The sequence below is a fragment of the Actinomadura chokoriensis genome (assembly GCF_039529475.1).
In the GTDB taxonomy this organism is placed as follows: domain Bacteria; phylum Actinomycetota; class Actinomycetes; order Streptosporangiales; family Streptosporangiaceae; genus Spirillospora; species Spirillospora bangladeshensis.
Window position 1 is genome coordinate 42938 of record NZ_BAAAMW010000013.1, and the last position, 24208, is coordinate 67145.

General features: G+C 71.7%; 20 protein-coding genes. 4 read left to right on the forward strand and 16 right to left on the reverse strand.

From position 1 onward, the window contains the following. Positions 1–8 precede the first annotated feature (8 nt). The 5 genes from ABFX46_RS25905 to ABFX46_RS25925 form a co-directional block, all read right to left on the reverse strand. Positions 9–1178 carry an HpcH/HpaI aldolase/citrate lyase family protein gene (locus tag ABFX46_RS25905; RefSeq protein WP_346045971.1) on the reverse strand — a complete coding sequence of 390 codons (1170 nt, stop codon included), beginning with the start codon at positions 1176–1178 and terminating at the stop codon, positions 9–11. Between the two features lie 17 nt (positions 1179–1195). After that, positions 1196–1774, reverse strand: coding sequence for a TerD family protein (locus tag ABFX46_RS25910; protein ID WP_163052931.1), 579 nt, complete (start codon positions 1772–1774; stop codon positions 1196–1198). Positions 1775–1826: 52 nt separating this feature from the next. Further along, complete coding sequence (locus ABFX46_RS25915) at positions 1827–2948, reverse strand: DUF475 domain-containing protein (RefSeq protein WP_346045972.1); 1122 nt, start codon at positions 2946–2948, stop codon at positions 1827–1829. 62 nt (positions 2949–3010) lie between these two features. After that, positions 3011–3589 (reverse strand): TerD family protein, encoded by a 579-nt coding sequence (locus ABFX46_RS25920; protein WP_163052929.1) that lies wholly within the window; start codon positions 3587–3589, stop codon positions 3011–3013. A 97-nt stretch (positions 3590–3686) separates the two neighbouring features. Next, on the reverse strand, positions 3687–4262 hold the full coding sequence (locus ABFX46_RS25925) for a TerD family protein (RefSeq protein ID WP_346045974.1): 576 nt from the start codon (positions 4260–4262) through the stop codon (positions 3687–3689). 193 nt (positions 4263–4455) lie between these two features. Here ABFX46_RS25925 and ABFX46_RS25930 point away from each other — a divergent pair, with 193 nt between their 5' ends. Continuing rightward, complete coding sequence (locus ABFX46_RS25930) at positions 4456–5709, forward strand: molecular chaperone DnaJ (RefSeq protein WP_346045975.1); 1254 nt, start codon at positions 4456–4458, stop codon at positions 5707–5709. Positions 5710–5725: 16 nt separating this feature from the next. Here ABFX46_RS25930 and efeB read toward each other — a convergent pair whose 3' ends face one another. The 5 genes from efeB to dnaG form a co-directional block, all read right to left on the reverse strand. After that, positions 5726–6952 (reverse strand): iron uptake transporter deferrochelatase/peroxidase subunit, encoded by a 1227-nt coding sequence (efeB, locus tag ABFX46_RS25935; protein ID WP_346045976.1) that lies wholly within the window; start codon positions 6950–6952, stop codon positions 5726–5728. A gap of 37 nt (positions 6953–6989) precedes the next feature. Next, on the reverse strand, positions 6990–8120 hold the full coding sequence (gene efeO / locus ABFX46_RS25940; RefSeq protein ID WP_346045977.1) for an iron uptake system protein EfeO: 1131 nt from the start codon (positions 8118–8120) through the stop codon (positions 6990–6992). A 148-nt stretch (positions 8121–8268) separates the two neighbouring features. After that, entirely contained in the window at positions 8269–8733 is a 465-nt protein-coding gene (locus tag ABFX46_RS25945) for a YbjQ family protein (RefSeq protein ID WP_163060105.1), read from the reverse strand. A gap of 132 nt (positions 8734–8865) precedes the next feature. Beyond that, positions 8866–10011, reverse strand: a complete 1146-nt coding sequence (rpoD, locus tag ABFX46_RS25950) for an RNA polymerase sigma factor RpoD (RefSeq protein ID WP_067631740.1) — start codon at positions 10009–10011, stop codon at positions 8866–8868. A 71-nt stretch (positions 10012–10082) separates the two neighbouring features. After that, complete coding sequence (gene dnaG, locus ABFX46_RS25955; protein WP_346045978.1) at positions 10083–12056, reverse strand: DNA primase; 1974 nt, start codon at positions 12054–12056, stop codon at positions 10083–10085. Positions 12057–12286: 230 nt separating this feature from the next. Between dnaG and ABFX46_RS25960 the strand changes: the two genes are divergently transcribed. Beyond that, the gene (locus ABFX46_RS25960; protein WP_346045979.1) at positions 12287–13561 is read left to right on the forward strand and encodes an ABC transporter ATP-binding protein; all 1275 of its coding nucleotides are present in this window, start codon (positions 12287–12289) and stop codon (positions 13559–13561) included. A gap of 48 nt (positions 13562–13609) precedes the next feature. Here the strand turns inward: ABFX46_RS25960 and ABFX46_RS25965 are convergent, their stop codons facing one another. Next, a complete protein-coding gene (locus ABFX46_RS25965; RefSeq protein ID WP_346045980.1) occupies positions 13610–13993 on the reverse strand; it encodes a MerR family transcriptional regulator in 384 nt (127 codons plus the stop codon). A gap of 125 nt (positions 13994–14118) precedes the next feature. Between ABFX46_RS25965 and ABFX46_RS25970 the strand changes: the two genes are divergently transcribed. Then, the gene (locus tag ABFX46_RS25970) at positions 14119–14988 is read left to right on the forward strand and encodes an LLM class F420-dependent oxidoreductase (RefSeq protein WP_346045981.1); all 870 of its coding nucleotides are present in this window, start codon (positions 14119–14121) and stop codon (positions 14986–14988) included. A gap of 7 nt (positions 14989–14995) precedes the next feature. On the opposite strand, the gene ABFX46_RS25975 is transcribed toward ABFX46_RS25970, so the two are convergent. The 5 genes from ABFX46_RS25975 to ppdK all read right to left on the reverse strand — a co-directional run bounded on the left by ABFX46_RS25975 (position 14996) and on the right by ppdK (position 21868). Next, on the reverse strand, positions 14996–15457 hold the full coding sequence (locus tag ABFX46_RS25975) for a GtrA family protein (RefSeq protein ID WP_163060364.1): 462 nt from the start codon (positions 15455–15457) through the stop codon (positions 14996–14998). Between the two features lie 126 nt (positions 15458–15583). After that, positions 15584–16810 (reverse strand): NAD(P)/FAD-dependent oxidoreductase, encoded by a 1227-nt coding sequence (locus ABFX46_RS25980; RefSeq protein WP_346045982.1) that lies wholly within the window; start codon positions 16808–16810, stop codon positions 15584–15586. 121 nt (positions 16811–16931) lie between these two features. Further along, positions 16932–18206, reverse strand: coding sequence for a deoxyguanosinetriphosphate triphosphohydrolase (locus ABFX46_RS25985; RefSeq protein WP_346045983.1), 1275 nt, complete (start codon positions 18204–18206; stop codon positions 16932–16934). A gap of 48 nt (positions 18207–18254) precedes the next feature. Next, a complete protein-coding gene (locus ABFX46_RS25990; RefSeq protein ID WP_346045984.1) occupies positions 18255–19040 on the reverse strand; it encodes a YdcF family protein in 786 nt (261 codons plus the stop codon). 128 nt (positions 19041–19168) lie between these two features. Beyond that, a complete protein-coding gene (gene ppdK / locus ABFX46_RS25995; RefSeq protein WP_346045985.1) occupies positions 19169–21868 on the reverse strand; it encodes a pyruvate, phosphate dikinase in 2700 nt (899 codons plus the stop codon). A 318-nt stretch (positions 21869–22186) separates the two neighbouring features. Between ppdK and ABFX46_RS26000 the strand changes: the two genes are divergently transcribed. Then, positions 22187–24073: a glycoside hydrolase family 15 protein gene (locus tag ABFX46_RS26000; RefSeq protein WP_346045987.1), complete on the forward strand. Its 1887-nt coding sequence runs from the start codon at positions 22187–22189 to the stop codon at positions 24071–24073. Positions 24074–24208 lie beyond the last annotated feature (135 nt).

Below are 24208 nucleotides of genomic sequence, written 5' to 3' on the forward strand. Positions count from 1 at the left end.
GGAGGACGTCACCGGCCGCCCGCCGCTTCCAGCAGCTCGACGAACGTGACGCCCTCCGCCGCGACCCCGAACACGCTCGCCCGCAGCATCAGCCGCTGCGCCCACGCGCGGTGCGGCTTCGCCTCGTTCATCTTGTTGGCATAGGAACTGGCCATCGCCCCGCCCCCGGCGACGCCGAGGATGTCGGCGGCGTCGCAGTACTCCTCGTGCGTCACGACCGACAGGGCGTGCACGGCCGCGACGTGGCTCGGATGGATCACGGTCTTCCCGAGCAGGCCGTTGGCCTTGTCCAGGTGCACCTCGCGGATCAGCCCGTCCAGGTCCGAGGTGATCAGCCGCTGCCGCAGCGGCGCCGCCTGCTGCGCGTCGAACGGCGACTGCCGCAGCTGCGGCTTGAACATCCGCTCCCCCGCCGAGAAGTACTCCCACACCGGCCCGGTCACCACGTACCCGGTGCCGTCGGCGCGGCCGAGCACATTCACCACGTCGCAGATGACGCTCGCGACCGGCCGGATGTCGTAGATCGTGAGGTCGGGCGGGCGGCGCAGCCCGTACGCGGCGGACATGTCCGTCGCGCCGAGCCGGACGGCGAGGATCCGCGACCGGTGCTTGGCCAGCAGCCGCGCCACGTCGTCCAGCATCTCCGCGCGGCTCTCGGCGTACACCGCCTCCGGGCTCTCGATCACCGGCATCGCGAGCAGCCGCAGCCCGGTGCGGACGGCGGCGTCCTCCAGCGCGTCGAGGAACGCGCCGCCGCCCGCCGGGGTGAACTTCGGCAGGACGAACCCGCTGACGAGCCCGGCGGCGCCGCCGAGCCGGCCGAGCAGGTCGCCGATCTGGCGCGGGTCGCGGATCCGGACGAACAGCAGCGGCACCTCCGCGCCCCGCTCCCGGCAGGCCGCGTCCAGGTCGTGGAACTGCGCCACCAGGTTCGCCTCGCCGGCCGCGACCTCGTCGTCGCCGATCGCGTCCTCAAGGCACACGACCATGCTCATCACGCCCCGCCGCGCCGCCCGCTCGATGTCGGCGGCGAGGCAGGGACGGGTGGCGGGGCTGTACAGCGTCGCGCCGAGCGCCACGGCCAGCACCGCCGGGTCGCCGTGCCGGTCGAACGGGCGCGGATGCCGGTAGAACAGGTGCTTGCGACGCGCGGCGTCGATGTGGTCGAAATGCCGCATGGACGGCCGTCAGCCCATCACAGGTGGGCGGACACGGCCGGCAGCAGGTGCTGGAAAGTGCGGCCGGTCGCGGTCGCGCCGATCGCCGTCATCGACCAGCCCTGCCCGTCCCGCGTCACCTTCGCCATGATCTGCGCGTTGTGCTGGCCGGCGCCGCTCAGGTCGTAGCGGGCGATCTCCTCGCCGGTGCTCTCGTCCACCAGGCGGCAGAACGCGTTGGCGATCTGGGAGAAGTCCTGCCCGGTGAAGGAGTTGACCGTGAACACCAGCTGGGTGACGTTCGCGGGGACGCCCTGCAGGTCGACGTTGATGACCTCGTCGTCGCCCTCGCCCGCGCCGGTGAGGTTGTCGCCGGTGTGCTGGACGGACCCGTCCTTGCTGCGCAGCTGCCGGAACCACACCTGGTCGGCGAGGTTCCCGGCGGCGTCGAACAGCAGGCAGGACGCGTCCAGGTCGATCGACTGGGCCCGGCCCTTGCCGAACAGGCCCTTCTTGGCGACGGCGTCCCAGCCGAGCCCCATCCGGACCCGGCTGAGGGTGCCGCCGCCGGGCTTGGCCAGCGAGACCTTCTGCCCCTTCTGCAGCGAGATCGACATCGTTCGGCTCCTTCGGTGAATCGATGCTGGTCGCGGGGTGGAGTCGGACCGGTCAGACGTTGCTGGAGTGCAGCTGCTTGCCGCCGCCGGACGGCGAGCCGGAGGCGTCCTCGTCCTCGCCGCGGTTGCGGACGACGGAGCTGATGAACGCCGCGATGATCAGGCCGGCGCCGAGCCCGCCGGTGATCCACTCGGGCACGTGGTGGCCGATGCTGATCAGCATGCAGGTCGCGAGCGCGCCGATCGCCCAGTGGGCGCCGTGCTCCAGGTAGACGTACTCGTGCAGGGTCCCCTTGCGGACGAGGAAGACCGTCAGCGACCGGATGTACATGGCGCCGATGCCGAGGCCCAGCGCGATGACGATCGGGTCGGTGCTGATGGCGAACGCGCCGATGACGCCGTCGAAGCTGAACGACGCGTCCAGCACCTCCAGGTACAGGAACAGGAAGAACCCCGCCTTGCCGGTGGCCAGCGCCAGCGAGCTCGGCCCGGACTTCGCCGGAGCGGCCTCGCGGCCCTCGCCGTCGCCGTCCTCCTCCTCGTCGTCCTCGCTCGCCTCGGAGAACAGCTCGCCGAGCCCGTTGACCAGGATGTAGGTCACCATGCCGAGCACGCCCGCGATCATGACGTTGCCCGGGTCGTCGGCGGTCAGCCACGCCACCAGCGCCAGCGAGCCGCCCGCGACGACGACCGCAAGCTGGTCGAGCTTGCCGATGCGCGCGAGCGGCCGCTCCAGCCAGGGCAGCCACTTCTCGGCGCGCTCCTCGAACACGAAGTTCAGGAACAGCATCATCAGGAACATGCCGCCGAACGCCGCGATCATCGGGTAGGCGCCGTTCATCAGCTCGTGGTAGCGGTGCTGGTCGTTGAGCGCGAGATCGAACGCCTCGACCGGCCCCAGCTTGGCGGTGATGCCCACGATCAGCAGGGGGAAGACCAGCCGCATGCCGAACACCGCGATCGCGATGCCGACGGTGAGGAAGATCTTCTGCCAGAAGGGGCTCATCCGGTCGAGCACCTTGGCGTTGACCACGGCGTTGTCGAACGACAGCGAGATCTCGAGGATCGCCAGCACGGCGACCAGGGCCAGCCCGGTCGGCCCGTCGTAGAAGAAGGCGGCCAGCAGCCCGAGGGCCGTGATGCCGAAGGACCAACCGAAGGTGCGAAGAATCATGCGCGTATCTCTGCTAGTGAGGACGGCCGGGCGTGGCGGCCGGGTGCGGGGTGCGCCGGCCGTCAGCCGACGTTGACGCCGAAGTCCGTGGCGATGCCGGCCAGACCCGAGGCGTACCCCTGTCCGACGGCCCTGAACTTCCACTCGCCGTTGTGGCGGTACAGCTCGCCGAAGACCATCGCCGTCTCGGTGGAGGCGTCCTCGGTGAGGTCGAAGCGGGCGAGCTCGTTGCCGTCGGTCCGGTTGACGATCCGGATGAAGGCGTTGCGGACCTGGCCGAAGCTCTGGTTCCGGTTGTCGGCGTCGTAGATCGACACCGGGAACACGATGCGGTCGCACTCGGCCGGCACCGCGTTGAGGTCGACGTTGATCGACTCGTCGTCGCCCTCGCCCTCACCGGTCAGGTTGTCGCCGGTGTGCTCGACCGAGCCGTCCGGGCTCTTCAGGTTGTTGAAGAACACGAAGTGCTGGTCGGACATGACCTTGCCGGTGCCGCCGAGCATCAGCGCGGACGCGTCCAGGTCGAAGTCGGCGCCGGTGGTGGCGCGGACGTCCCAGCCGAGGCCGACGGTGACCGCGGTGAGGTTCGGGGCGGCCTTCGTCAGCGAGACGTTGCCGCCCTTGGCGAGTGAGACTCCCATGTTCGGGCCGTTCCCTTCCTGGTGTTCCTGTTCGGATCCGCGGCTCGGGGGGCCGCGGGATCAGACGTTCCGGATGAAATGCGGACGGGGTGCCGGGTCAGATGTTGACGCCGAAGTCCATCGCGATGCCGGCCAGCCCGGAGGCGTAGCCCTGGCCGACCGCGCGGAACTTCCATTCGGTCCCGTTGCGGTACAGCTCGCCGAAGACCATCGCGGTCTCCATCGAGGCGTCCTCGGACAGGTCGTAGCGGGCCATCTCGGCGCCGTCGGCCTGGTTCAGCACCCGGATGTAGGCGTTGCGGACCTGCCCGAAGTTCTGCCCGCGGCTGTCGGCGTCGTAGATCGACACGGCGAACGCGACCCGCTCGGCCGCGGCCGGCATCGCGCCGAAATCGACCTTCAGCTGCTCGTCGTCGCCCTCGCCCGCGCCGGTGGTGTTGTCGCCGCTGTGCTCGACCGCGCCGTCGGGGGTGCGCAGGTTGTTGAAGAAGACGAAGTGCTGGTCGGTGATGATCTTGCCGGAGCCGTCCAGCACCATGGCCGAGGCGTCGAGGTCGAAGTCCGTGCCGGTCGTGGTGCGCAGGTCCCAGCCGAGACCGACGATCACCGCGGTGAGTCCGGGTGCCTGCTTGGTGAGCGAGACATTGCCGCCCTTGCTCAGGCTGACGGGCACGATGGGCCTCCAAGATCGCATGCCGTGACGGACGCCGACCCGGCGCCCAGCATTATCGACGTAGCAGCGATGCTATCCGTTCCATGCGTTGTGAACCTGTGACGGCTTTCCCTGTCGCACTGGGCGGTCCGGGGCACCCGGGGCGCGAAATACCGGCCGTCTGGGCCAGACTGGGCAGGGACGAGAGGAGGCTGTGTTGCGGGGACCGGGCGACCAGCGCCGCCGGGGCGGCAGGGGGGCGCAGGCGGCTGCCGCGGCCACCGAGGCCAGGGAGGCGGCCGCGGCCGCCTTCTACGACATGGACCAGGCGCAGAAGTACATCGACGGCCGCGTCACCGTCTTCGAGGACCTGGACGCGGCCGCCGCCGCGCCCGTCCGGCGGGAGTTCGGCCTGCTGTCGGAGTCGGCCGACGCCGCGTCGGTCGCCTACATCTCCGTCCTGGACGCGCACGACCTCGATGACCGGGACCGGTCACCGGCCGAGTACGACGCGGCCCGCCGCGCGTTCGTCGCGTCCGCCGAGCGGCTGCGGCAGGTCACCGGGAACCTGAACGGCTTCGCCGAGCGGCTCGCCCCCAAGATGGCGCGGCTGGAGGCGGCGCTCGACCAGCTCCCGCCCCGGCTGACCGCCGCCCGCGACGCCGTGGCCGCCGCCGACGCCGCGCTCGCCGCCGCGAAGGACGCCGGGATGGACGCCTCCGAGCCGGAGGCCGAGCTGGCCCGCGCCCGGGAGATCCTCGCCCAGCTCGGCTCCAAGGGCCTCGGCGGGCTCGGGCTGGACGGCGCGATCCGCCGCGCCGAGGACGTCCGCGCGATCGCCGAGCGGGCCCGGGAGGCCGCCGCGGAGCTGCCGCAGCTCGCGCAGAAGGTGCGCAACTCGCTCGCCTCCGTCCGGACCCGCGCGGACGCCGTCGCGAACCGGGTCGGGCCCGTCCAGGAGGCGATGCGGGCGCTGCTGCGCGGCTACTCGCAGGCGTGCTGGCAGGACCTGCGGGGCGCGCCCGAGGCCATCGAGGCGGCCGCGACGCGGGCCCGGGAGCGGCTGAACGAGGCGTCCGCGCACGTCGCGCGCGCCGAGTGGCAGGAGGCGCAGCGGGCGCTCACCGCCGCACGCACCGAGCTCAACGCCGCGGACCGCCGCGCCGGGCAGGTCACCGGTCGGGTGGAGGAGCTGAAGGCGGTCGCCGCGGACCCGGCGAAGCCCGCGGAGCGGGCCCAGTTCGCCGTGCGGGACGCGCAGCGGCTCGCGATGGCGCAGCCGGGCGGGGCCGCGCCGCAGCACGCCCGGGTGCTGGACGGCCTCGTCGAGCGGCTGGAGAACGCGCCGAAGCGGCTCACCGGCGTCCACCCGGACTACTGGGCCTACCTCCAGGAGCTGGAGTCGGTCAGGACCGCCGCCGGGGACGTCGTGACCCGCATCCGCTCGGAGCGCGCCGGGCAGGGGTAGCCGCGGGGCAGGGGCCCTAGGCGAACAGGGTGTCGCCCCAGTAGCCGCCTTCGCGGACCCCCGGCGGGCACGCGTACACGCCCGACCCGACGTGCTGGATGTACTCGTTCAGCGCGTCGGTGGCCAGCGACTGCTGGACCGGGATGAAGCCCGTGCGCGGGTCGCGCTGGAACGCGATGAAGAACAGGCCCGCCTCCAGCCGCCCGAGGCCGTCGGACCCGTCGGTGAAGGAGTAGCCGCGCCGCAGGATCCGCGCCCCGCGGTTGGAGTCGGGGTGCGCGAGCCGGACGTGCGCGTCCGGCTTCATCCGCGCGAGGACGGGCTTGTCGCGCTCCTTCTGCTCCCCCACCGGCGCGCCCTCGCCCTTGCTGCGGCCGAAGATGTCCTCCTGCTCGCGCAGCGACGTCCGGTCCCAGGTCTCGATGTGCATCCGGATGCGGCGGGCGACGAGGTAGGAGCCGCCCGCCATCCAGCCGTCGTCCTTCCCGGCCCACACGTGCTCGTCCAGCAGCGCCCTGTCGCCGGCGCCGATGTTGTCGGTGCCGTCCTTGAACCCGAACAGGTTGCGCGGGGTCTGCGCGTCCGGGGTCGTCGAGGACGTCTTGCCGAACCCGAGCTGCGACCAGCGGACCGAGACCGTGCCGAACCCGATCCGAGCGAGGTTCCGGATGGCGTGCACCGCGACCTGCGGGTCGTCGGCGCACGCCTGCACGGCGATGTCGCCGCCGCTGCGGTCGGGGTCGAGGTTGTCGCCGGGGAAGTGCGGCAGGTCGACGAGGGCGGCCGGGCGGCGCGCCCTGAGGCCGAACCGGTCCTCGCCGTCCTTCTCGAACAGCGTCGGCCCGAACCCGATCGTCAGCGTGAGCCGGGACGGCGGCAGGCCGAGCGCCTCCCCGGTGTCGTCGGGCGGCGCGACCGGCGGCCCGGCGACGGCGCCGTTGCCGACGGGCCGCCCGGCGGTCATCGCGGCGGCCGCGTCGGTCCACTCCTTGAGCATCCGGACGAGCCGGCCGCGGTCGCCGGTCGTCACGTCGAACGCGGCGAAGTGCAGCCGGTCCTGGACGGGGGTGGCGATGCCCGCCTGGTGCGCGCCGCGGAACGGGACGGCGGCGCCGGCCCCGGTGTCCTCGCCGGCGAACGCCACCCGGTCGATGCCCGCACCGGCGGCGGCCCCGGCGACCAGGCTCGCGCCGGAGAAGGTCAGCATCCTGCGCCGGGACATCCCCGGCCGCGCCTCGGTCATCCCGCCGCCACCTTCCCGTTCCGTTGCTTCGCCCGCGCTACGCGGCGACGACTTCGGCGAGCTTGGACAGCGGCTCGCCCAGCGCGTTCACCGCGTCGGCCAGGTCCTTGCGGTCGTCCTTGCCGACCTTGTCGTAGGAGACGTAGCCGTCGCCCTTCTCGTGCTTCTTCAGCAGCGCCTCGACCTTGGCGAAGTTGTCGTCGAGGTCGGTGGCGAGCTGGGCGTCCCGCTCCTGGACGACCGGCTTGAGCAGCTCGTAGATCTTCTTGGCGCCGTCGACGTTGGCCTTGAAGTCGACCAGGTCGGTGTGGCTGAACGCCTCCTCCTCACCGGTGACCTTGCCGGTGGCGACCTCGTCCAGCAGCTCCTTCGCGCCGCCCGCCATGTCGTTCACCGGGTCGAGGGTGAGGCCGGGCAGCCGCGACTTCAGCGTCTCCAGGTCCTTCAGCAGCTGATCGCCGTACTTCTCCTTGCCCTTGACCGAGCCGTCCTCCCAGAGGGCCTTCTCCAGCAGGTGCCAGCCGGACCAGTCCTTCTTCTCCTCCGGCTTCAGGTCGGCCTCGCGGGCGTCGACCTTCGGGTCGATGTCGCCGAACTTCTCCGCGACCGGCTCGATCGTCTCCCAGCCGACGCGGGACGGCGCGTACAGCTCCTTGGCCTTCTCCACGTCGCCGGCCTTCACCGCGTCGACGAACGCCTGCGTCTTGGCGATGGTGTCGTCGAGCTTCACGATGACGAACGCCTTGTAGTCGGCGGCGGCCTTGGACAGCCGCGCGTCGGCGCCGCCCTCGGCCTTGCCGGTGACCGTGACCTTCTGGGACGGGCCCTTGCCGGTCTGGCCGGCGCTGCACAGCAGCGTGAACTGGCCGGCGGGCAGGTTCACCACGAAGTCGACGCTGGTGCCGGGGCCGATGTTCTCCCGCTCGGCGAGGATCTTGCCGTCCGGCTTGAGGACCTCGAACTCGTTGACCTTGGAGCCCTTGTTGCTGACCTTGAACGTGGTCTTGCCCGCGGTGAGGTCGGTCTTGGCCACCTCGCAGGAGTCGTCGGTCGCCGTCACCGGGATGGCGCCCGCAGCGTCCGCCTTGCCGTCACCGCCGCACGCCGAGAGCAGGGACATCGACACGGCGGCGGCACCGGCGAGGGCGAGGGCGGACACAGGACGCATGGGGGTCTCCAGGGGCGAGCAAATAGTTAGGCTCACCTAAATTAGCGAAGCCTGTCCTCAGCTCGTCAAGTGGCCCCCGCGACAGTGAGCCATCGCACGCCGCGGCCGCCCGGCCCGACCCGGTTCTGCGGGATCCGCCCCGGTCCGGTCAGCGGGGCCGGTCGCGCAGGCCCATCGTGAGGTTGCGCGCCGCCATCGGCGGGCCGCCCGGCTGCGGGTCGCCGTAGGGCGGGAGGTGGCCCTGCTGCGGCGGGCGCTGCTGGTACTGCTGCGGCTGCTCGCGCTGCTGCCCAGCGGGCTCAGCCCAGACGGCCGTCCCGTACGCGCAGACCTCGAAGCCGCCGCCCACGTGGGCGGTGTCGAAGCGCATGCCGACGACGGTGTTGGCGCCCTTGCGGCGCGCCTCCTCGCCGAGCCGGTCGATCGCCTCCCGGCGCGCCGCGGCGAGTCCGGCGGCCGGCCGCTCCCCCGTCACCCGGAACGTCGCGCTGCTCCCGCCCTGCGCGGGCTGCGCGGGCGCGCCCTGGTCGGCCTGCAGGGACGTCCCGAGGACCTCCCCGAGCACGCTCCGGATGTCGTACCCCGGCACGCCGTCAGTCGTCACGATCAGCATGACCACCACGGTAGATGACCGCCCGGACGAAAAGCGACGAATCGCCGCGAGTCACCCTGGCGGCGCCGCCGGACGCCGATCGTCCCCCCGGCCGCGCGGCCGGGGGGACGATCGGCCGTTCCGAGTCCGCCGTCACTCCAGGTATTCGCGGAGCATCTGGGCGCGGGACGGGTGGCGCAGCTTCGCCAGCGTCTTCGACTCGATCTGGCGGATCCGCTCCCGGGTCACGCCGAACTCGCGGCCGACCTCCTCCAGGGTGCGGGGGTGGCCGTCGGCCAGGCCGAAGCGCAGCTGGATGATGCGCTGCTCCCGGTCCGACAGGGTGCCGAGGATGTCCTCCAGTTGGTCCTGGAGGAGGATGAACGCCGCGGCCTCGATCGGCACGACGGCGTCCGCGTCCTCGATGAAGTCGCCGAGGTCGGAGTCCTCCTCGCCGATCGGCGACTGCAGCGAGACCGGTTCCTGGGCGATCCGCTGGATCTCCACCACCCGGACGGGCGACAGGCCCATCTCCAGCCCGATCTCCTCGGGGGTCGGCTCCCGGCCGAGGTCCTGGTGCATCTGCCGCTGCACCCGGACCAGCTTGTTGATCGTCTCCACCATGTGGACCGGGATCCGGATCGTCCGGGCCTGGTCGGCGATCGCCCGGGTGATCGCCTGCCGGATCCACCAGGTGGCGTAGGTCGAGAACTTGAACCCCTTCGTGTAGTCGAACTTCTCGACCGCGCGGATGAGCCCGAGATTTCCCTCCTGGATCAGGTCGAGGAACAGCATTCCCCGGCCGACGTAGCGTTTCGCGATCGAGACCACCAGCCGCAGGTTGGCCTCGATCAGGCGTTGCTTCGCCCGCATGCCTTCGCGGGAGAGCAGTTCGAGGTCGAGCAGCTCGCCGCGGGCGAGGACGGCGGTGCGCGCCATCTTCTCCTCGGCGAACAGGCCCGCCTCGATCGATTTCGCGAGTTCTACTTCATCTTCTGCCGTGAGAAGCGGTACGCGACCGATCTCTCTCAGGTAGATCCGAACCAGGTCGCTCGTCGGCGCCCGCTTGCCGAGGTCTCCCTCATCCGCTCGCGCGACGTCCTCGGTCTCCTGCTGAGACTCGAGGACCTCCACCCCCTGCTCTGCGAGCATCCGGACGACCCGTTCCATGGAGTCGTCCGGCAAGTCCGAGCGATCGAGTGCGGCAGCGACGTCTTCGACGGTCACACCGCCGCGTTCTCTGCCACGTGCGACGAGGTCCGCCACCTGATCAACCGATGGCGCCTCGCTTGGCAGCACCGAAGGGCCCACGGGGACAGTCTGCGACAAAGGGGGCCTAGATCACAGGACCCATTTTGCGCTCACTTGCCTTACTGTGATCCGAGCCCTCGCTCGCGCAACACCCGTCTCTGCTGCTCAAGCGCGACAAGATCGCCGAAGAGCCTGTGGTACTCCTCCTGCGCCTCGACCGGATTCAGCCGCCCGAGTTTAGATTTCGCGTCCGCGATCATGCGGGTGAGCTGGCGCTCCTGTATCCGGGCGAGCAGTTCCATGGCATAGCGGTCGTCCGAATCCTGGGCGGACCGGACCGGTTCCACGCCGAGCTTGGTGATCAGGTCCCTGACCTGGTCGTTGGGGGCGCTCTCCAGGAGCAGCGACACCCACTCGGCCACGTTGCCGGCGGCCGTCACGCCGCCCGCCGCCGCGAGGACCGCGCGCACGGCCGCGTGCGGCGGCGCGATGAACGCCTCCGCCGGGACCTCGTCGAACACCGGCCCGAGCAGCGCCGGCCGCTGCACGGCCAGTTTCAGCAGCTCGCGCTCGCGCTGCACCTCCGGATCGGACGGGTCGAACGCGGGCCGCCGCGGCTCGGCGGACCCGTTACCGTTCCGCCCGTTGCCGTTCCGCCCGTCGCCGGGCCGGCCGTTCCCGTTCCGCCCGTCGCGGCCGTACCCGTCCCGGCCGTTTCCGGCCGGGGCGCGCCCGTGGCCCGCGCGCTCGCGGGCGTGCCGGCGGTTCGCCAGCTCGCGGACGCGGCGCAGCACGAACTGCTCGTCCATGATGCCGAGCCAGCGGTCCAGGTTGACGGCGTACATGTGCCGGCGCGACCGGTCCTTGATGGCGGCGACGACGGGCGCGGCCGCGTCCAGCGCGGCGAGCCGCCCCTCCACGGTGTCGAGGTCGTGCTGCTCGATCGCGCTGCGCACCGCGAACTCGAACAGCGGCAGCCGGGAGGCGACCAGGTCGCGCACCGCCGCGTCGCCGTGCCGGATGCGCAGGTCGCAGGGGTCGAGCCCGTCGGGCTGGACGGCGACGAACGTCTGCGAGACGAACTTCTGCTCGTCGTCGAACGCGCGCAGCGCCGCCTTGCGGCCGGCCGCGTCGCCGTCGAAGGTGAAGATCACCTCGCCGCGGAACTCGTCCTGGTCCATGAGGAGCCGGCGCAGCACCTTGATGTGCTCGTCGCCGAACGCCGTGCCGCAGGTGGCGATCGCCGTCGGGACGCCCGCGAGGTGGCAGGCCATCACGTCGGTGTAGCCCTCGACCACCACGGCCTGCCGGCGCCGCGCGATCTCCTTCTTCGCCAGGTCGGCGCCGTACAGCACCGAGCTCTTGTGGAAGAGTGGCGACTCGGGGGTGTTCAGGTACTTGGGGCCGTCGTCGTCCTCGTAGAGCCTGCGCGCGCCGAACCCGATGACGTCGCCGGACAGGTCGCGGATCGGCCACATCAGCCGGCCGCGGAAGCGGTCCATCGGGCCGCGGCGGCCCTCCTTGGCGAGGCCGCCGGCGACGATGTCGCGGTCGGCGAACCCGCGCCCGCGCAGGTGCCGGACGAGGCCCTCCCACTCGCGGGGCGCGAACCCGACGCCGAACCGGGCGGCGTCGGCGGCCTCGAAGCCGCGCTCGGACAGGAACTTGCGGCCGATGGCGCCCTCGGGGGACTCCAGGTTGCCGGTGTAGTACTCGGCGGCGGCCTTGTGCGCCTCGATCAGCCGGGCGCGCTGGCCGCCGTCCTGGCGGGGGCCGCGCCCGCCGCCCTCCTCGTAGCGGAGCTGGATCCCGGCCTGGGCGGCGAGCCGCTCCACGGCCTCGGAGAACGACAGGTGCTCGATCTCCTGGACGAACTTGATGACGTCGCCGCCCGCCTCGCAGCCGAAGCAGAAGTACAGCCCGCGCGAGGGCGTCACGTTGAACGACGGCGACTTCTCGTCGTGGAACGGGCACAGGCCCTTCAGGTTGCCTCCGCCCGCGCTGCGGAGCTGCAGGTACTCGCCGATCACGGCGTCGATGGACGCCCGCTCACGGACGAGCGCGATGTCCTCGTTGCGTATCCTGCCTGCCACGACCAAGGAGTCTACGGCGGGGGCGTGACATCCGGCGCGTCCCCACCCGAACCGGCCCCGGAGACATCCTCCGGTTTGTCGTGATCCTCCTATTCCTGGCCGGAATGCCGTGGTCACTGGCCGGACTCGGCCGGATCCGCCCCCGGTAAGCGCGGTTTTACTCTGGACAACTCGGACTGTCGCGCGATGTGATGACTGACCGAGATTTTGCTCTCACCCAGGCGGACGCGATGACGGATGTTGTGCTCGACGGCGTCGACAAGGTGTATCCGGGCGGGCATGTCGCCGTCCGGAAGGTCCGCCTGCGCATCAACGACGGCGAGCTGTTCGTCCTGCTCGGGCCGTCCGGCTGCGGCAAGTCCACGATCCTGCGCATGATCGCCGGGCTGGAGGAGATCACCTCCGGCGACCTGTGGCTGAACGGGAGCGTGGCCAACGACCTGCCGCCCCGCGACCGGAACGTCGCGATGGTGTTCCAGGAGGGCGCGCTCTACCCGCACCGCACGGTCAAGGGCAACATGATGTTCCCCCTGGAGGTGTCCGGCGACGACCGGGCGGAGGCCAGCGCGAAGGTCGTCGAGCTGGCCCGCGCGCTCGGCCTGAACACGATGATCGACCGGCTGCCGCGCACGCTGTCGGGCGGCCAGCGGCAGCGCGCCGCGATCGGCCGGGCGCTGATCCGGGAGCCGTCGCTGTTCCTGATGGACGAGCCGCTGTCCAGCCTGGACGCGGGGCTGCGCGCCGAGCTGCGGGTCGAGATCGCCGCGCTGGTCCGCTCCACCGGCACCACCACCGTGTACGTCACGCACGACCAGGTCGAGGCCATGACGATGGCCGACCGGATGGCGGTGCTGCGGGACGGCGTCCTGGAGGACGTCGGCACCCCCGAGCAGATCTACGAGGACCCGGGCACCGTGTTCGTGGCCGCGTTCCTCAGCTCGCCGCCGATCAACCTGATGCAGGCCACCCTGTGGGCCATCGAGGGCGAGGGGCTGCTGATCGACTTCGGGCCGCAGCGGCTGCTGGTCCCCTGGGACGACCCCCGGGCGTCGGCGCTGATCAGCCACCACGGCCAGACGGTGATCGTCGGCATCCGGCCGGACACCCTCGTGCCGATCTCGCCGGGCGTCCCGGCGCCGCACGGGTCCGTGCTGTCCGGGCAGGTCCGGGCGCTGGAGTTCCACGGGCACGAGTGGCTCGCCTACGCCGCGGCGGGCATCCCCACGGTCGACGCGGCCGAGGTGGGGCGGCCGCCGCAGGCGCCGTCCCACGAGGCCGAGCGCCCCGGATGGCGCGACCGGGTGCGGGAGATGATGGGCCGGACGCCGCCCGAGGAGGCGGCCCCGGAGGAGCACTCGGGCCACCACCGCCGCTCCGACCTGGTGTTCCGCATCGCGCCCGGCGACCGCCCCAACCGGGGCGACCACGTGGCGCTGACCGTCGACCTCGGCCGCGTGCTGTTCTTCGGCGCCGACGGCCGCCGCGTCACGCCCGTCCAGCGCTAGTCACGGGACGGTCCCGCGCAGCGACCGGGCCTGGGGGCGGGCGCTCGCTCAGGCGGGCGCGGGGGCGGCCTCGCAGGCCGCCTCCCGGTACAGGTCGATCTTCCGCTTGATGTGCCGCTGCTGCGCGCGGAGCGCGGCGATCTGCTCCTCGACCCGGCGGTCGTGCTCCCGCAGCAGGTCGAAGCGCTCCTGGAAGGTCTCGGTGCCGCCGCGGGCCAGCTCGGAGAAGCGCAGCATCTCCGCGATCGGCATCCCGGTGACGCGCAGGCAGCGCAGCATGCCGAGCCACGCCAGGTCGTCGTCGCTGAACACGCGCCGCCCGGACGCGTTGCGCGCGATGCCCGACAGCAGCCCGATCTTCTCGTAGTAACGCAGCGTGTCGATGCTGAACCCGCTTTTCTCGGCGGTCTCGGACGGGGAGTAGGAACTCACGTCCTCCAGGATCGCACCTGGAGCGCGCTCCAGGTCAACGTCCGCGCGGCGGGGCGGCTTGACCTGGAGCGCGCTCCAGATCGCAGAGTGGAGGGGACGGCGAACGACGAGCAACAGGGACTGCCATGCGCATCGGACTCCAGGTTCCGAGCTTCACCTTCCCCGGCGGACCGGAGCAGATCGCCCCGGTGTTCGGCCGGATGGCCCGCGAGGCCGACCAGGGCGGGCTGCACTCGCTCTGGGTGATGGACCACTTCTTCCAGATCCGCGGGGTCGGCCCTTCGGAGGAGCCGATGCTGGAGGGCTACTCGGCGCTCGCCTACGCGGCGGCGCTGACGGAGCGGATCACCCTCGGCACGATGGTCACCGGCGTGACCTACCGGCACCCCGGCATCCTGGTCAAGACCGTGACCACGCTGGACGTCCTGTCGGGCGGGCGCGCGTGGCTCGGCATCGGCGCGGCGTGGAACGAGGAGGAGTCGCGCGGCCTCGGCGTCCGGTTCCCGCCGACCGCCGAGCGGTTCGAGCGGCTGGAGGAGACGCTGCGGATCGCGGACCGGATGTGGAAGGGCGACGAATCGCCGTTCGAGGGCGAGCACTACGCGCTGGAGCGGCCGCTGAACTCGCCGCCCGCGCTGCGCGGCCCGCACCCGCCGATCCTGATCGGCGGCGGCGGGGAGAAGAAGACGCTCCGGTTCGTGGCGAAGTACGCCGACGCCTGCAACCTCTTCGACGGCGACGAGCTGCCGCGCAAGCTGGACGTCCTGCGGGAGCACTGCGAGCGCGAGGGGCGCGACTACGGCGAGATCGAGAAGACGTCCCTGAGCCTCTTCACCGGCACGCCGTCCGTGGACGAGGCCGTCGACAGGGTCGGGCGGCTCGCCGAGCGCGGCATCGACCACGCGATCTTCTCCCAGGGCACCGGGCAGGACCTCGCCGGCATCCTGTCCGAGGCGCTCGCCCAGACCGGGGATCTCGTCCCGGCCGGGCGCTGAGCGCCGCTCACGCCGCGGCCGGGGTGAACACCCACTTCTTGTAGGACCAGTAGCGGAAGGCCGAGCCGAGGCCGACGCCGGCGAGCAGGCCGAGGTTGTAGGCGATCCCGCCGTGCAGGCCGAGGGTGTAGTAGGTGAAGCCGGTGCACAGCACCTGGATGAGCAGCCCGACGCCGTTCAGCGCGAAGAAGATCGCGACTTCCCGGCCGGAGCCGTCGCTGTCGCGGTGCCGGAACGTCCAGTGCCGGTTGAGCAGGTAGGACGTCAGCGTCGACACGATGGTCGGGACGACCACGCTGGTGACCGGGCTGCCGCCGAGCCACGCGCGCATCAGGTTGGCGCCGAAGATCATGATGAGCGTGCCGACGCACCCCACGAAGCCGAAGCTCAGCAGTTCGCGGAGGAATGTCCGGTACGCCGGGGCGGATGAGACCGTTTCGACCGGTCTCGACCGCTGCACAGTACTCACTCGCCCAGACCTTACCTGAGTAGGACATATGCGAAAGTCACTACCCGGCTAAAAGATCAGTGGCGCCGGACGTGCCCATGCCCGATGGAACGTCCGATCGGGACATTCCATTTCCTTCAGGTTCATTCAGGCGAGGTCGGCCAGCGGCACCTTCGGGTCGGCGAGGCGGGCGGCGTCCACGGTGCGGCCGGAGCGGATCAGCGCCTGGACGTCCCCCGTGACGTCCCACACGTTGACGTTCATCCCGGCGACGACCCGGCCGCCCGACAGCCAGAACGCGATGAACTCCCGCGCCTCGCGGTCGCCCCGGTAGACGACCTCGTCGTACTCCCCCGGCGACGCGACGCCCGACATCTCCATGCCGAGGTCGTACTGGTCGCTGAAGAAGTACGGGATCCGGTCGTAGACGACCTCCCGACCGAGCATGGCGCGGGCGGCGGCGGGCCCGCCGTTCAGCGCGTTCGCCCAGTGCTCCACGCGGATCCGGCGTCCGAGCAGCGGGTTGAAGGCGTTGGCGACGTCGCCGGCGGCGAAGATGTCGGGATCGGACGTGCGCAGCGACTGGTCGACGAGCACGCCGTCGGAGACCTCCAGCCCGGCCTCCTCCGCGAGCCGGGTGTTGGGCCGCACCCCGATGCCGACGATCACGACGTCCGCGGGGACCTCGGCGCCGCCGGAGGTGACGACCGCCGACACCTGCCCGGCGCCCCAGAACCCGGCGACGCCGTCGTCCATCCGCAGGATGACGCCGTGCTCGCGGTGCAGGTCGGCGAACACGCCGCCGAGCTCGGGCCCCATGGCGGCGTGCAGCGGCGTCGGCTCCGGGTCGATGAGCGTCACCTCGTTGCCGTGGGAGCGGGCGGCGGCGGCCGTCTCCAGCCCGATCCAGCCCGCGCCCGCGATCACGACGCGCCGCCCGCCGTGCGCGAGCGCCTGCTTCAGCGCCGCCGAGTCGGCCATCGTGCGCAGGTAGTGGATGCCCTGCAGCTTGGAACCGGGCACCTCCAGGCGGCGCGGGGACGCGCCGGTCGCCAGCAGCAGCCTGTCGTAGGAGACCGGCTCCTTCGTGGACAGGCGCACCTCGTGCGCCCGCCGGTCGATCGAGGCCACGGACATGCCGAGCCGCAGCTCCACGTTGTGCCCGTCGTACCAGTCGGGCTCGTGGACGTGCGCCTTCTCGCGGGGCTCCTTGCCCAGGAGGAAGCCCTTGGACAGCGGCGGACGCTCGTACGGCCGCTCGATCTCCTCGCCCACCAGCAGGATCCTGCCCGTGAAACCCTCCTCGCGGAGCGTCTCCGCCGCCTTGGCTCCGGCCAGGCTCGCGCCGGCGATGACGAATGTCTCCTCGGGCATGGCGACCTCCTGTAGTTGACTTGTAGCTATCCCTACAGCCGCCCCTGTGCCGAGACAAGGGCCGTCACCGGGCGCGTCCGCACGTATTCGCGCGCCTCACCCGCCGGGAAACGCGTCCCGATCAGTGCGGACGGCCGCCCAGCATCCGGTGCCGGGCCATCGCGGAGAGGTCGGTGAGCGAGGCGATCTGGTCGACGACGGCGCGCAGCCGGGCCGCGTCGTCGGCGGCGCGGGTGAACGCCTCCCGGAACCCCGGGTCGAGGCTGCCGGGCGCGCCGGCCAGCATCAGCTCGGCCAGCTCGGTGATCAGCGTCCGCTGGCGGGCCCTGATCTCCTCGTGGCTGATCCACACGTAGTGCGCCGTGATGCCCTTGAGCAGCGCGTTCTCCATCCGCGGCACGCGCGGGACGATCAGCTCCGCCGCGTACCGGGTCAGCGGCCGGTCGCCGTAGGCGTCGCGGGTCGCGGCCTCGGCGGCCAGGCAGAACCGCCCGATCAGCGTGCTGGTCAGGTTCTTCAGCGCGGCGAGGCTGCGCGGGGTGCCGTCGTAGCGGTCCGGCCAGCACGGCTCGGCGAGCAGCGCGGCGAAGCGCTCCTCCAGCTCGCCGAGGTCGGCGCCCGGGCAGTACAGCTTCTCCGCGGTGGCGGCGACGAGTCGGCGCTCGGCCGGGTCGGCGAGCCGGGCGAAGTCGACGTGCCCGGCGACCAGCGCGTCCTCCAGGTCGTGGACGGAGTAGGCGACGTCGTCGCTCCAGTCCATCACCTGCGCCTCGAAGCAGGTCCGGCCCGCGGGCGCGTCCTCGCGGACCCAGGCGGCGACGTCCATGTCGTCGTCGTAGACGCCGAACTTCCCGTTGACCGCCTCGGCCTGCGGCCACGGGTACTTCATCGCGGCGTCCAGCGCCGCGCGGGTCAGGTTGAGGCCGACGCTGCGGCCGTGCAGGGGCGGGCCGTCCGGCGCGAACGACTTCGGCTCCAGCCGGGTCAGGACGCGCAGGCTCTGCGCGTTGCCCTCGAAACCGCCGCAGTCGCGGGCGACGATGTCCAGCGCGTACTCGCCGTTGTGGCCGAACGGCGGGTGCCCGATGTCGTGCGACAGGCACGCCGCCTCGACCAGGTCGGGGTCGCAGCCGAGGGACTTGCCCAGCTCCCGGCCGACCTGGGCGCATTCCAGCGAGTGGGTCAGCCGGGTGCGCAGGCTCTGCACGGTGTCGGCCGCCGCGTCCGCGCCGGGCGAGGCGACCTGGGTCTTGGCGGCGAGCCGCCGCAGGGCGGCGCTGTGCAGCACGCGGGCCCGGTCGCGTTCGAACGCCGTCCGGTCGCGGCGCTTGGCCGGTTCGGGCGCCCACCGCCGGCGGTCGCCCGCGGTGTAGCCCTCGATGATGTCGCTCGTCATGGCCCTATCCAGGGTAAGCGGGCGCGCCCGGTCCGGCGGCCCGCCGGTTCAGCGGCTCGGCGGGACGGAGGACGACGGCGCCGGGGTACCGGACGGGTCGATGCGGATGCGCTTGACGGTCTCGTCCGGCACCTGGACGCTCTTGCCCAGCAGCACGTACGACAGGTAGCCGCCGGTCTCCCGGACGATGTAGTTGAACTGGGTGTCGCGGGTCTGCACGCTGGGGCCGCTGCGCGTCGGCGAGGCGGCGGCCTCGATGCCCTGGTCCTCGGCCATCTTCTTGGAGCGGAGCCCGTGCCACGGGTCGGTGACGATCACCGCGGAGTCCCAGTGGTGCCGGTCGAACTCGGCGCCGGCGGCCTTGAGGCTCTCCAGCGTGTCCCGCCCGACGGGCACCGCGAAGACCTTGGACGCGGGCACCCCGCCCTCCTTGATCAGCCAGGCGCGGCCGGCGCCGGCCTCGGTGTAGTCGTCGCCGGGCGCCTTGCCGCCGACGGTGACGATGGCGGGCGCGACCCCGTCCCGGTACAGGTCGAGGGCGTGCTGCAGCCGCCACTTCAGCGTCGGGGACGGCACCCCGTTGTACTGCGCGGCGCCCAGCACGATGATCGCGTCGGAGCGGGGACGCTCGTCCTGCCGGGCCTGGTACCAGATCCGCGCGCCGACGGTCAGCGGGGTCAGCACGACGATCGCCAGCAGGCCGAGGAGGACGCTCATCGGGATCGTGAACCAGGGCGACCGGCGGCGCCCGCGCGGGCGGTCCTCGCGCTCGCCGCGCTCGTCGGCGGCGGGCTCTTCGGGCTGGGTCTCCGGCAATTCCACTTCCAACGTCATCGCTTCGGACACACTAGTGAGATGGTCCGGCTCGCGTCCGAAGTTCACACATACCGCGTGTAACGGAACCCACACGCGCGCCGGCGGCCGGTTCCCCGTGTGCGGGAACCGGCCGCCGGCCGCGGACGTCAGCGGCTGTCGCCGCCTCCCGGCGCGTCCGCCGCCGCGATGGCGGCGCGGCCGGCCTCCAGCCGGGCGACCGGGATGCGGAACGGCGAGCAGGACACGTAGTCCAGGCCGACCTCGTGGCAGAAGTGCACCGAGTCGGGGTCGCCGCCGTGCTCGCCGCAGATGCCGAGCTTGATGCCGGGCCGCGCTTTGCGGCCCTCCTCGGCGGCGATGCGGACGAGCCGCCCGACGCCCTCCCGGTCCAGCGTCTCGAACGGCGACACCCCGAAGATGCCGAGTTCGAGGTAGCGGGAGAAGAACGCCGCCTCGACGTCGTCGCGGGAGAAGCCCCACGTCGTCTGGGTGAGGTCGTTGGTGCCGAAGGAGAAGAACTCGGCGGCCTCGGCGATCTGCCCGGCGGTGAGCGCCGCCCGCGGCAGCTCGATCATGGTGCCGATCAGCGCCGGGACGTCGACGCCGGTGGACTCCCGCACCCCGTCCAGGATGCCGCGCGCCTCGTCGCGGACGGCCTCCAGCTCCTGCACCGCGCCGACGAGCGGGATCATGATCTCCGGCCGCGGATCGCCGCCCGCCCGCTTGCGGGCCGCCGCGGCCTCGGCGATCGCGCGCACCTGCATGGCGAACAGGCCGGGAATCACCAAACCGAGCCGCACGCCGCGCAGTCCGAGCATAGGGTTCTGCTCGTGCAGCCGGTTGACCGCCTCGAGCAGCCTCCGGTCCTTGGCGTCGGCGCCGTCGCCCGCGAGAGCGACCCTGACCGACAGCTCGGTGATGTCGGGAAGGAACTCGTGCAGCGGCGGGTCGATGAGCCGGATCGTGACGGGCAGCCCGTCCATCGCCTCGAAGATGCCCTCGAAGTCGCTCTTCTGCAGCGGCTCCAGGGCGTCCAGCGCGGCCTGCCGCTCGGCGCCGTCCTCGGCGAGGACGAGCTTCTCGATGAGCTGCCGCCGGTCGCCGAGGAACATGTGCTCGGTGCGGCACAGCCCGATCCCGGCGGCGCCGAACCGGCGGGCGCGCGCGGAGTCCTCCGGGTTGTCGGAGTTCGCCCGCACCTTCAGCGCGGCGCGCGCGTCGGCGTGCTTCATGACGCGGTCGACGGCCTTGACGAGGTCGCCGCCCTCCTCCGGCGTCAGCTCGCCCTCGAAGTACCGGACGACGGGCGAGTCCTCGACGGGCACCTCGCCGAGGTAGACGTCGCCGGACGACCCGTCGATCGAGATGACGTCGCCCTCGCCCACGGTCACGCCGCCGGGGGCGGTGAAGTGCCCGTTCTTGACGTCGACGTCCAGTTCCTCGGCGCCGCAGACGCAGGTCTTGCCCATGCCGCGCGCGACGACGGCGGCGTGCGAGGTCTTGCCGCCGCGCGAGGTCAGGACGCCTTTGGCCGCGACCATGCCGGCCAGGTCGTCGGGGTTGGTCTCGCGGCGGACGAGGATGACGTCCTCGCCCCGCTCGGCGAGCTCCACCGCGCGGGCGGAGCTGAACACCGCCTTGCCGACGGCCGCGCCCGGCGAGGCGTTCATGCCCTTGGTGAGCTTGCGGACGCCGTCCACGCGGTTCGCGAAGCGGGGGAACATCAGCTGCGCGAGCTGGCCACCGGTGACGCGGCGGGCGGCCTCGTCCACGTCGATGAGCCCCTGGTCGAGCAGCTGGCAGGCGATGCGGAACGCCGCGGCGGCGGTCCGCTTGCCTACCCGGGTCTGCAGCATCCACAGCTTCCCGCGCTCGATCGTGAACTCGATGTCGCACATGTCGCGGTAGTGGTTCTCCAGCGTCTCCATGATCTCGAGAAGCCGGTCGTAGGACGCCTTGTCGATGCGCTCCAGCTCGGTCAGCGGCACCGTGTTGCGGATGCCGGCGACGACGTCCTCGCCCTGCGCGTTCTGCAGGTAGTCGCCGTAGATGCCCTGCTGGCCGGACGCGGGGTCGCGGGTGAACGCGACGCCCGTCCCGGAGTCCAGGCCCATGTTGCCGAACACCATCGAGCAGATGTTGACGGCGGTACCGAGGTCGACGGGGATGCGCTCCTGCCGCCGGTACAGGATCGCCCGGTCGGCGTTCCACGAGTCGAACACCGCTTTGACGGCGAGGTCCATCTGCTCGCGCGGGTCGGTCGGGAAGTCCGTCCCCGTCCGCTGCCGCACGATCCCCTTGAACCGGTCGACGAGCTCCTTGAAGTCGTCGGCGACCAGGTCGGCGTCCTGGTCGCTGCCGCGGGCGCGCTTGACGTCCTCGACGGCCTCCTCGAACAGGTCGCCGTCGATGTCCAGCACCGTCTTGCCGAACATCTGGATGAGGCGCCGGTAGGAGTCCCACGCGAACCGCTCGTCGCCCGCCTGCGCGGCGAGGCCGTGCACGGACTCGTCGTTCAGGCCGACGTTGAGGACGGTCTCCATCATTCCCGGCATGCTGAACTTGGCGCCGGACCGCACGCTCACCAGCAGCGGGTCGTCGCTCTGGCCGAGCTTCTTGCCCATCGCGGACTCGAGGTCGGCGAGATGCGCGTTCACCTCGTCCGCCAGCCCCTCGGGCAGGTTCCCGTGCTCGAGGTAGTGCCGGCAGGCCTCCGTCGTGATCGTGAACCCGGGGGGCACGGGCAGTCCGAGGTTGGTCATCTCGGCCAGGTTGGCGCCCTTGCCGCCCAGCAGATCCTTGAGGTCCTTGTTTCCCTCAGTGAAGTCGTACACGAACTTCGGCACGGGGAGCTCCTTCTCGCTCCGGTTCCACCCAGTGACAGTTCCGGCCCACCCGCACCGGGGGTGCGCTCCATCGCGTTCCCCCAGGCAGAAGCGGGTCCGCTGCACTGTTTGCCGGGACTGTACCCGCGCCGCGCGCGGTTGCTCGGCGCCCGGTGCGCCGGACGGAGTTTTCCCAGCTCAGACCGCAGATAATGGTCTATTCCACTGGGGAGACCGACACCACACCGCGCTCCGACCCCCGGCCGGGGACGCGGTCGCGCGCCGCTGGCGCGTCCACTGCCGGGAAGAGGGGATGATGGAGATCAAGGAGGTGGCGTTGTGAGGCCGAAGGTCGCCGGCGGCCGCGCGGGGGATCCGTTCGCCCCCATAGCCGATTTCGGGTTCCTGTCCGACTGCGAGACGACCGCGCTGGTCGCGCCGAGCGGCAACATCGAGTGGATGTGCCTGCCGAAGATGGACTCGCCGAGCGTGTTCGGGTCCATCCTGGACCGCGATGCGGGGTACTTCCGGGTCGGCCCGGCGGGCGTCGAGGTGCCCGCCGCGCAGCGCTACATCCCCGGCACCATGGTGATGGAGACCACCTGGTGGGTGCACGGGGGCTGGCTCGTGGTGACGGACGCGCTGCTGATGGGCCCGTGGCACCACGAGACGGAGCGGTCCCACACGCACCGCAGGGCGCCGACGGACTACGACGCCGACCACGTCCTGCTGCGGATGGTGCGGTGCGTGAACGGGCAGGTCCAGGTCCGGCTCGACTGCATGCCGGTGTTCGACTACGGCCAGACGCCGGCGCGCTGGGAGCACACCGGCGCCGGCTACCACGAGGCCGTCGCACGCGGCAACGGCGTCGGGCTGCGGCTCAGCACCGACATGAACGTCGGGTTCGAGGGGTCGCTCGCCACGTCCCGGACGCTGCTGAAGCAGGGCGAGTCCCGCTTCGTGGCGCTGTCGTGGAGCGAGCACGCGGCGCCGTCGTCGTGGGAGGAGGCGCAGGAGCGGCTCGTCTGGACCGTCCACCACTGGCAGCACTGGCTCGACCGGGGCCGCTTCCCCGACCACCCGTGGCGCAGCCACCTGCAGCGCAGCGCGCTGACGCTGAAGGGCCTGACGTTCGCGCCGTCGGGCGCGGTCGCGGCGGCCGCGACGACGTCGCTGCCGGAGACGCCGGGCGGCGACCGCAACTGGGACTACCGCTACACCTGGATACGCGACTCCACGATGGCGCTGTGGGCGTTCTACACCCTCGGCTACGACTGGGAGGCCAACGACTTCTTCTACTTCATCACCGACGTCGCCGAGGCGGCCGAGGGCAAGCTGCAGATCATGTACGGGCTGGACGGGCGGGAGGAGCTGCCCGAGTCGACGCTGGAGCACCTCACCGGCTACGACAACGCCCGTCCGGTGCGCATCGGCAACGAGGCGTACATGCAGGCGCAGCACGACGTGTGGGGCGCGATCATCGGCTCCATCTACCTGTTCGTGCGCAAGCGGGACCGGCTCGACGACCGGCTGTGGAAGATCATCATCAAGCAGGTGGAGGACGCGCTCGCCAACTGGCGCACCCCCGACTGCGGGATGTGGGAGGTGCGCGGCGAGCCGCAGCACTTCACCTCGTCCAAGATCTTCTGCTGGGTGGCGGCGGACCGCGGCGCCCGGCTCGCCCGCATCCGCGGCGACCAGGACCGGGCGCGCCGCTGGCAGGCCGCCGCCGACGAGATCCACGCGGACGTGCTCGCGAACGCGCTGGACGAGCGGGGCGTGTTCACCGCCCACTACGGCGCGACGGCGCTGGACGCCTCGGCGCTGCTGATCCCGCTGCTCGGCTTCCTGCCCGCCGACGACAAGCGGGTGCGCGAGACCGTCCTCGCCATCGCCGACGAGCTGTCGGAGGACGACCTCGTCCTGCGCTACCGGGCCACCGAGACCGACGACGGGTTCGACTCCGACGAGGGCACCTTCACGATCTGCTCGTTCTGGCTGGTCAGCACGCTGGTGATGATCGGCGAGCTGGAGCGGGCGCGGGCGCTGTGCGAAAAGCTGCTGTCGTACGCGAGCCCGCTGCAGCTGTACGCCGAGGAGATCGACCCGCACACCGGCCGGCACCTCGGCAACTTCCCGCAGGCGTTCACCCACCTGGCGCTGATCAACGCGGTGATGCAGGTGATCAACGCGGAGAACGACGAGCCGCACTCACCGCTCGCCTGACCCGCGCGGACGACCGCGCCAACGGCCGTACGGACCGGCCGGGCCACCCGGCCCGGCCGATCCGGAGGCTTGATCACAAGTTGGCCGACATCTGCCGGAATTGACTCTTTTGTCGGACAGTCCGGTTACCGTTCC